General features: G+C 69.5%; 8 protein-coding genes. All 8 read right to left on the minus strand.

Annotated features, from left to right (window positions below):
- Window positions 1–180 precede the first annotated feature (180 nt).
- Entirely contained in the window at window positions 181–1062 is an 882-nt protein-coding gene (locus ETD83_RS19265; protein ID WP_230421022.1) for a helix-turn-helix domain-containing protein, read from the minus strand.
- Window positions 1063–1215: 153 nt separating this feature from the next.
- Window positions 1216–2025: an SAM-dependent methyltransferase gene (locus ETD83_RS19270; RefSeq protein ID WP_138646526.1), complete on the minus strand. Its 810-nt coding sequence runs from the start codon at window positions 2023–2025 to the stop codon at window positions 1216–1218.
- A 522-nt stretch (window positions 2026–2547) separates the two neighbouring features.
- Window positions 2548–2688, minus strand: coding sequence for a VOC family protein (locus tag ETD83_RS19275; protein WP_205717765.1), 141 nt, complete (start codon window positions 2686–2688; stop codon window positions 2548–2550).
- A 105-nt stretch (window positions 2689–2793) separates the two neighbouring features.
- Complete coding sequence (locus tag ETD83_RS19280) at window positions 2794–4137, minus strand: alpha/beta fold hydrolase (protein WP_138646527.1); 1344 nt, start codon at window positions 4135–4137, stop codon at window positions 2794–2796.
- A gap of 2 nt (window positions 4138–4139) precedes the next feature.
- On the minus strand, window positions 4140–4466 hold the full coding sequence (locus tag ETD83_RS19285) for an ArsR/SmtB family transcription factor (RefSeq protein WP_138646528.1): 327 nt from the start codon (window positions 4464–4466) through the stop codon (window positions 4140–4142).
- Between the two features lie 104 nt (window positions 4467–4570).
- Window positions 4571–4936 (minus strand): ABC transporter permease, encoded by a 366-nt coding sequence (locus tag ETD83_RS19290; RefSeq protein ID WP_138646529.1) that lies wholly within the window; start codon window positions 4934–4936, stop codon window positions 4571–4573.
- 357 nt (window positions 4937–5293) lie between these two features.
- Window positions 5294–6334: an SRPBCC family protein gene (locus ETD83_RS19295; protein WP_230421023.1), complete on the minus strand. Its 1041-nt coding sequence runs from the start codon at window positions 6332–6334 to the stop codon at window positions 5294–5296.
- A gap of 11 nt (window positions 6335–6345) precedes the next feature.
- Window positions 6346–6757, minus strand: a 412-nt coding sequence (locus ETD83_RS19300) for an SRPBCC family protein (protein ID WP_138646530.1), incomplete at its 5' end; no start/stop codon positions are given.

Here is a 6757-nt window from a genome sequence, read left to right on the forward strand (position 1 = left end):
CCCTGGTAACCGCGCGGACCCTCCCGAATATCCGTTATTTACGAATATAGACCGGAAGTGGTCAGACGGGAATATGTGATCCACGAGACATGCGAGCGCCGTTTGCCATGGCTCATTCCCGGGCGCCGATCGCGAGCCGGTGCGGCAGTGCGCGAATAAGGCGATGACCGGCGGAAACGGTCAGTAAGTGGCGAGGATCCCGGCGAGAATCCGGCCCGTGCGCTCGGGCGGCGCGGCCTCGGTCACCAGCGTGTTGAACACGTGCCAGTGCCGTTCGATCTCCACCCGGCGGACGGGGTACAGCGCGCTGTCGGTTCGCTCCAGATAGACCATGTCCTGCAGGCCCTGCTGCGGGAACCGGACGAGCGTGAGCGGCCCGTCGCCCTCGACCCGGCCGCAGATCCCGCCCGGCGCGATCTGGACGGTGACGTTCGGCCGCTTGCACAGCTCGATGATGTGCCGGATCTGCGCGCGCATCGTGGCCGGGCCGCCGATGGGCCGCCACAGGGCCCGCTCGTCCAGGACGACCCACAGGTTGAGCGGCCGGGGCCGGCGGCGCAGGACGCGCTGCCGCCGCATCCGGAACTCGACCCGCCGCTCGACCTCCCGCTCCGGGTAGATCCGATCGATCAGCGCGCGGGCGTACTCCTCGGCCTGGAGCAGGCCGGGGACGAACTGCGGCTCGAACGTCCGGACCAGCTTGGCCGCCTGCTCGGCGGTGAAATAGGACCGCACCCACACCGGGACGATGTCGGCGTCGGCGTGCCACCAGGGGCGGGCCGTGGTCTGCTCGGCGAGCGCCAGCAGGGTCGTGCGCTCGCCGCCGTCCGCGCCGTAGAGGGTGAGGAGCGCGGCGACGTCGTGCTCCGAGCATCCGGAGCGGCCCAGCTCCAGCCTTGTGATCTTGGAATCGGAACCACCGATCGCCAGCCCCGCCTCCGCCCGGCCGATGCCGGCCGACTCGCGGAGCGCACGGAGCCGTCGCGCCAGCAGCAGCCTGGGGACGAGCGGGTCTCCGTGGAAGCCGGTGGACTGTCTTCCGGTGATCGTGACGGAGGCCAAGGGGACTCCAATCAGGGGGGACGGCGTGAGCGGCCGTATCGACTATACCTTCACAGATTGCGCCGGGAAGGGAACCGTCCGCGACGTTCCGTGGAAGGTCTCCGCCTCGGAGGTCGCAAGACCGTCGATCTTTCCGTGGAGGACGGCTCCGCGTCAGGGTTTGCGGGCCACCCCGCACAGCGTCGGCAGCAGCTCGACCTCGACGCCTACGTCCGGACGCCACTCGTTGACCGTCACGAGTCCCGGCTCCTCGACCTCCAGCCCGTCGAAGTAACCGGAGAGGAATTCGTGGCTGCGAAGCCGGTAAGGGATGGCGTCGGTGTCGTCGTAGAAGCGCTGCGCGGCGTTGAACGCCTCGTTGTCGTCGGTGCAGTCGTCCAGGATGAGGTAGCTGCCGGACGGCAGGCCGCCGATCAGCCCGCGCGCGACGCCCATCGCCTCGTCGGGGTCGACGATGTGCCCCATGACGTTGACGAGCAGCAGCGCGACCGGCTGCGAGAGGTCGAGGGTCTCCGCCGCCTTGTCCAGGATCGTCTTGGGATCGTGCAGGTTGCAGTCGATGTAGGCGGTGCGGCCCTCGTCCGTGCCGGTCATCAGGGCGCGCGCATGCGCGAGGACGAGCGGGTCGTTGTCGACGTAGACGACCCTCGCCTCGGGGGCGGCGCGCTGGGCCATCTCGTGGGTGTTGTCGACCGTGGGCAGGCCCGTCCCGCAGTCCATGAACTGGCGGATGCCGCGCTCGTGGATCAGGAACCTGATCGCGCGGTCCATGAAGTAGCGGCCGGCGCGGGCGAGCGGCACGATGCCCGGGTACAGCGAGACGTACTGGTCGCCGGCCATGCGGTCGACCTCGTAGTTGTCGGTGCCGCCGAGCCAGTAGTTCCAGATCCGGGCGGACTGCGGAACATCAGTGTTGATCTTCGTCTCGGGCCCCTGCTCCGGGCCGGGGGTGCCATCGGTCATCGGCCTGACACTCCTTTCGGGGGGCGGCCGGCGCCGCTCGCACGGGCGCTCGCGCACGCGTTACGGCAAACCTAGACCTGGCACTCCGGGGGCGGCCAGAAACCCAAAATACGGGCCTGTCCGCATTGCCATTGAGGACATTAGCGAATACGCAGAGCGGGCACGCCTCCGAGGTTGCCGTGACGGCTGTGACCAGGGGTGAATCCCGCGAAGGTCAAGCGCCTCCGGCGCGGCCCGCACCGAACCTTCGCGCCGAAGCGATCACTTACGGCTCCGCCACGATCCCCTGACCTGTCCGCACCAGGGTTCACACCCCCGCAGCCCCGGACATTTCACCTCCCACCCCTTCTCGGCCGCGCCCTTTGCCTCCGGGTGGGCTCATTTCTCGCGGACGCCGCCCACCGAAATGATGGACCCTCCGAAAACCATCCATAACGGATAATTAGGATTTCTCGCCATCACCGTCCGCAAAGAGAACATGATCATGAGAGCGCGCAATGGCCGGTCGGCGGGCGGCGGCGCTCAGGGCCTTGAGTACGCCTGCGTCAAGCGGATGTGGTTGCCGGACGGGTCGCGGAACGAGGAGTCGATGCCGTACGGGTGCTCCTCCGGCTTCTCGACGAACTCGACGCCGCGCTCGGTCAGAGGCGGCACAGATGCCATGCCCGCCAGTATGCCCCCGGCCTCTGACAGCGGCCGGGGAAGCCTCGACCGAATGAGCCATCCCCGCCCCATGACGCCGTTAGGGGGCGGGGATGGAGGTGGTCGTCATCCGAGCAGGAAGGCGCGTGCTTGTTCGGCGACCGGTTCCGGCGCCATCCAGAACGCGGAGTGGTCGTGGTCGGGCAGGGTCAGCACGGTGGCGTTCGGCAGGAGTGCGGCCAGCGCGTTGGCGGCCTGGCGGATGAAGGCCTCGCCGTTGCCGCCGACGGCCACCGCGATCGGCGCCTCGATCGACCAGCGGTCGGCGGGCAGCGGTTTGCCGTCCTGGAGCCCGCGCATGATGCGGCCGTCGTAGGCATAGGTGTGGGCGTACTTGGCCATGGCGTCCCAGGAAGGGTCCTGCTTCATCGCGGGAATGTACTCGGCGGGGACACCGATCATCTCGGTCATGAAGTACTCGACGGCCTCGCTGCGCTTGCCCGCCGCGATCAGCGCCTCCTGGTGTTCGAGGTAGTCGGCGGGCGCCGGAGCGCGGGAGTCGTCGACGATGAAGGGCGGCTCGTACAGGTAGAGCCCTGTCACTTTGCCGCCCAGCGCACTGGCGGCGTCGAGGGCGAGGCCGCAGCCCCCCGAGCCGCTGGTCAAGGCCGCGGAGCCGCCCGCGACATCGATCAGTGCCGCGATGTCGTCGATCTCGCGTGCCGGGTCGTAGGGCTGGGGGTCGCCGCTGGCGCCGCGCCCGCGGCGGTCGAAGCTGACGACGGTGAAGTGTCCGGACAGCGCCTGCGCGACGCCCGAGACGCCGGTGTGGTCCTCGGCGACATTGCTGATCACGATGATCGCGGGGCCGGAACCGGTCTTCTGGTAGGCGATGGCCGTGCCGTCGGCGGAGGTGACGGTGCGAAGGTCGGACATGATCGTCTCTCTTTCGGGTGAAGGTGTGCCGGTGTGCGGGGCGTCCAGCAGGTCGCCGAGCCGGTCCAGGGCCTCGGCGTAGCCTTCGGCCATCTGGAGCTCGACCGCCCGCTGCAGCGCCCGGCCGTCGGGGAAGCCGGCCGTGACCTCGACGGTGCAGCCGGTGCCGGCCGGCACGAAGGTGACCGCGGTGGGGAAGGTGCCGGTGCCGTCGGGTTGCCACGCCTGGTCGGCGAACTCGTCGTCGTAGCGCAGCTCGGCTTGGGCGACGACCGCCTTGTAGGTGGCGATGCTGCGGACCGGGGCGGCCGATCCGTCCTCCGGCGCGATCTGGAACCGCCAGCGCCCGCCTGGACGCACGTCCATCTCGTACACGGTCGCGGCCCAGCCCTGCGGGCCCCACCAGCGTGCGATCGCCTTGGGATCGGTCCAAGCCCACCAGGCGCGCTCGACGCCGGCGGCGTAGGTGCGGCTGATATGGATGGTGTTGCTCGACTTGTCGATCACGATGCCGTCCGCGGTCCCTTCGGGCATGTTCAACCTCCTTGCTGGTTCGCCTTGCCGGGTGCGCGGCCGTCGTCTTCGAGGAAGGCGCCGAGGCGGTCCATCCGCTCCGACCACAGGGCGGCGAATCCCTGCGCCCAGTCGCTCAGCTCGCGCATCGCTTCGGGGTGCAGCCGGTAGATCCGCTGCTGGGCCCGTTTGGTCACCTCGACCACGCCCGCCTGGGCGAGCAACCGCAGATGCCGGGACACCTGCGGCTGGCCCAGGCCCAGCGCGTCGACGATCGCGCCCACCGGCTGCGGGCCGTCCTTGAGCAACTCGACGATCCGAAACCGGTTCGGCTCCGAGATCGCCGTCATTCGCTGTTGCACGCTGTTGACCACACCTCGAAAATACACGAGCGCATATATATACGCAAGCATATGTACCGAGGTTGTGCCAAGGGCGAGGGCGCGGCGGGCGGCTAGTCGCGGGTGTTGATCGTGTCGGCGGGGCGGGCGGCCATGGCCAGCCGGGCGGGCAGGACGGTCGCGATCACGGCGAGGAGAGCGCCCCAGCCGAGGACGCCCAGGTGCCCGAGCGGCGGGACGTGTGGCGCCCCGCCCGTCATCCCGGCGCTGAACGCGGTGAGCGTGGCCAGGGCGATCGCCGTGCCGAGGACGGCCGCGACGGCGACGATCGCGAGGGTCTCCCAGCCGAGCATCCGCATGACCTGGCGGCGGGTGGTCCCGACGAGGCGCAGCAGCGCGAACTCGCGGGCCCGGTCGGAGGTGGCCATCGCGAGGGTGTTCACCACGGCGATCGCCGTGAACGCGATGATCAGCGCCATGGCGACCTGGTTGACCTCCGCGTTCGTGGACGACCCACACGAGCTGCAGCGCGAGAACCAGCGCGACCAGCACGACCGCCGTTCCGACCTGCGCGACGCCGTCCGTCCGCGACGGCGCCGCGAGCAGGTAGACCTCGGCGAACGACGTCAGCACGACGCCGACGATGGCCCGCGCGACGCGCGGGCCATCCGTCGCCTAGGCCACTGTCCCTCAACTCCCCGCCAGGAAACTCTCACCCCAGCCAACCAGAGGAGCGGGGATGCGACGCCCGGCGCCCGCCCCGGGGGCGATGATCCGGGGCGGACGCCGAGCGAGCCGGGCGAGCCGAACGCCCGGAGCGCGGGGGCGCGGGGAGGTCAGCGGGCCTCTTCGTACTCCTTGTCGCGCTCCTTGCGGTCGCGTTCCTCCTCGTCCAGCGCCTCATCGTGCGTCCGGACGACCTCGCTGTCGTGGATCTCGCCGCGCCAGCCCTCGACGTCGTCGGGATGCGTGAGCGACTGCGTCATCACGTACCGGCGGAAGTGCTTCAGCTCCAGCCGGACGCGGCGGCCTTGGGCGCGCCACATGTTCGCGGTCCGCTCGAAGAGGCCCTGCGGGTGGTATTCGAGGACGAGCAGGACGCGGGTCAGGTTCGGCGACAGCTTGTGGAAGCTGACCGTCCCGTCCACGTGCCCCTTGGAGCCCTTGGAGCGCCACACGATGTGCTCGTCCGGCACCTGCTCGACGATCGTCGACTCCCAGGTCCGGCTCGACCAGAAGATCTTCGCCTTCCAGTGCAGCTTCCCGTCCTCGGTCTGATCGACGCTGACGACCTTCTTCATGAAGGACGGGTAGTCCTGGAACCGCGTCCACTGGTCGTAGACGAGGCGGCGCGGGGCACCGATGTCGATGTGCTCGACGATGTTGGTGACCTTCACCTTCTTCCCGCCGCCCTTGCCGCCGCCGCCCTTGGCGGCGTCCTTGCCCTCGTCCTTGCCGTCGTTCTTGGAGCCGTTCTGGCCGATGCCGGGAAGGACGCCGGTGGCGGTGTCCTTGACGCCGGCGGCCGTGCCCTTGAGGCGTCCGAACACCCCGGGGCCCGACTGCTCTGAGGTCTTCTCCGCGGCCTTGGCCTGGCCCTTCTTCTGCTTCTTCTGCTTCTGCTCGTTCTTCGGCGCGTCCGCCTCGTCGGCCGGGTCCTGGCCGTTGCGGCGTCCGCTGATCGCACGGTTCGCGGCGACGGCCGCGCCCGCGCCGAGCAGGAGGCCCCCGGCCGTTCCGGCGGTGCGCTTGCCGGGGAGGTTCTTCGTCATGCTGCCCAGGCCGTTCAGGCCGGGAAGCCGCCTGCTACGGCGGCCGGGCAGCCGTTTGGTGATGTTTCCGACGGGCGAGCGGCCCATCCGGCTTCCGCGTTTCATGATTCGCTTCCTCACTGGGGGGTTGTGACGATCTCGCCGTCGCGGATCTCGCCGCGCCACCCCTCGACCTCGTCGGGACGGGTCAGCGCCTGCGTCATCACGTGGCGGCGGAAATGCTTGAGTTCGAGACGGGCGCGGCGTCCCTGGGCGCGCCAGAGGTTGGCCGTCCGCTCGAAGAGACCGGCGGGGCGGTATTCCAGGACGAGCAGCACGCGGGTCAGGTTCGGCGCCAGCTCGTGGAAGCTGACCGTCCCGTCCACGTGTCCCTTCGGACCCTTGGACCGCCACACGATGTGCTCGTCCGGCACCTGCTCGACGATCGTCGACTCCCAGGTCCGGCTCGACCAGAAGATCTTCGCCTTCCAGTGCAGCTTCCCGTCCTCGGTCTGATCGACGCTGACGACCTTCTTCATGAAGGACGGG

The organism is Actinomadura soli (genome assembly GCF_005889715.1).
Taxonomy (GTDB): Bacteria; Actinomycetota; Actinomycetes; order Streptosporangiales; family Streptosporangiaceae; genus Spirillospora; species Spirillospora soli.

Excerpts from the sequence above, each read along its gene's own strand:
- ETD83_RS19270 (WP_138646526.1), bottom strand. The coding sequence starts at position 2,025 with ATGACCGATGGCACCCCCGGCCCGGAGCAGGGGCCCGAGACGAAGATC.
- ETD83_RS19275 (WP_205717765.1), bottom strand. The coding sequence starts at position 2,688 with ATGGCATCTGTGCCGCCTCTGACCGAGCGCGGCGTCGAGTTCGTCGAG.
- ETD83_RS19280 (WP_138646527.1), bottom strand. The coding sequence starts at position 4,137 with ATGCCCGAAGGGACCGCGGACGGCATCGTGATCGACAAGTCGAGCAAC.
- ETD83_RS19285 (WP_138646528.1), bottom strand. The coding sequence starts at position 4,466 with ATGACGGCGATCTCGGAGCCGAACCGGTTTCGGATCGTCGAGTTGCTC.
- ETD83_RS19290 (WP_138646529.1), bottom strand. The coding sequence starts at position 4,936 with ATGGCGCTGATCATCGCGTTCACGGCGATCGCCGTGGTGAACACCCTC.
- ETD83_RS19295 (WP_230421023.1), bottom strand. The coding sequence starts at position 6,334 with ATGAAACGCGGAAGCCGGATGGGCCGCTCGCCCGTCGGAAACATCACC.